The organism is Streptomyces sp. SID8352 (genome assembly GCF_009862265.1).
Lineage (GTDB): Bacteria > Actinomycetota > Actinomycetes > Streptomycetales > Streptomycetaceae > Streptomyces.
Window position 1 is genome coordinate 1 of sequence record NZ_WWGX01000051.1, and the last position, 1,519, is coordinate 1,519.

General features: G+C 73.9%; 2 pseudogenes. Both read left to right on the forward strand.

From position 1 onward, the window contains the following. Positions 1-1,066 (forward strand): annotated as a pseudogene (locus GTY84_RS17885) (hypothetical protein); the annotation flags it as partial. Further along, positions 1,067-1,519, forward strand: a pseudogene (locus tag GTY84_RS17890) (phage tail protein); the annotation flags it as partial.

The window sequence follows — 1,519 nt, forward strand, 5'->3', positions numbered from 1 at the left end:
GGCGGTGGCGGATGCCCAGCGGGCGGTGAACGCCGCGGACAAGGCGCTCGGCCTGCGGGCCGGGAGCAAGGTCTCCGGGTTCAGCCTGACCGGCTACGCGACGAACCTCCGGGACGCGGTGAAGGCGTCGGAGGCGTGGGAGCGGAACCTGAGCCGGATCGGGAAGCGGGCAGGCGGCGACGTCGAGGAGACGCTGCGCGGGATGGGCGAGTCCGGCCGGGCGCTCGTCTCCGCCCTGGCCAAGGCCAGCAACCGGGAGTTCAACGGCATCGTCGCCAACCTGCGGCGGCTGGCGCCGACGGCCGCGGCGACGCTCGCGGACTACACGAAGCAGCTCAACACCACCACCGCCAGCAGCCGGAAGTTCCAGGCCGACCTCCTCAAGCTCGCCGCCCGCGGCTACGGGGACCTGGTCATGCAGCTCGCGGGCCAGGGCGACGCGGACGCCATGGCGATCGCCGCCGCAGCGGTCAAGTCGCCCGGCGCCGCGAAGAAGGCATCGGCCGCGCTCAAGGCCAACGGGCGGCTGCTGACGGCGGAGGAGCTGACGGCGGCGGCGCAGATGATGGGCGCGCTCGCCGGGAAGAAGGGCGCGACCGTGGCGGACGTGGTGGCGGCGGGGGTGAGCTGGCCGATGATCGCCCACCTCGCGCCGCTCCTCGCCAAGGAGATCAAGGCCCTGCCCGGGTCCGCCGCGTTCGTGAAGGAGGTGAAGGGCCGCGGAGTACGGCTGGCCGGGGGCGGGTTGCTCACGGGGCCGGGCACCTCGACGTCGGACTCCATCCCGCTCTGGGGGTCGACGGGCGAGTACATGGTGAAGGCCGCCGCCGTCGGCAAGTACGGCCTGAAGTTCATGGACGACGTCAACTCCGGCCGTCTGCCGGTGGCGCGGGCGGCGCGGCCGGGCCTGCCCGCGCTGCCGGTCCGGACCGCACCAGCGGCCGGCACCGACCGCCCGGCGGTCACCTACGCGATCTACCCGCGCGCCAGCGTGATCGATGTCCACGACCTGCGGCTGATCCAGCGGCAGGAGGAGGCGCGCGAGCGCGTGAGGAGGCCCAGGTAGATGCCCCTGATCTCACCCGCCGTCATCGACCCGGAGGACCCCGGCCCGGAAATCCCGCCGCCCATCGAGATCCCCGAGATCGGATACGCCTCGATCACCTACGTCGACCCGACGGGAACGCGGTGGCCGATGACGGACCTGGACGGGGACTGGTACGCGCTGGCGGAGGGGGTGTCCGGGCTGGGGGCGGCGCCGGTCTCCCTGGTGACCGACCCCCACCCGCGCGGCGGGGAGCGGCTGCGGCACGTGCAGCCGCTCGCCCGCACGATCATCTGGCCGATGCTCGTCAAGGGCNNCGACCACATGGACTTCACGCGGACGTGGCGGGCCCTGGCGAGCGCGTTCACCAGGACTCTGCGGGAGGGGCCGGGCTGGCTGGAGGTGGTCCGCCCGGACGGCTCCGGCCGCCGCATCGCCGTCCACTACCAGGAGGGCTGGGACGGGCTCGGCCAG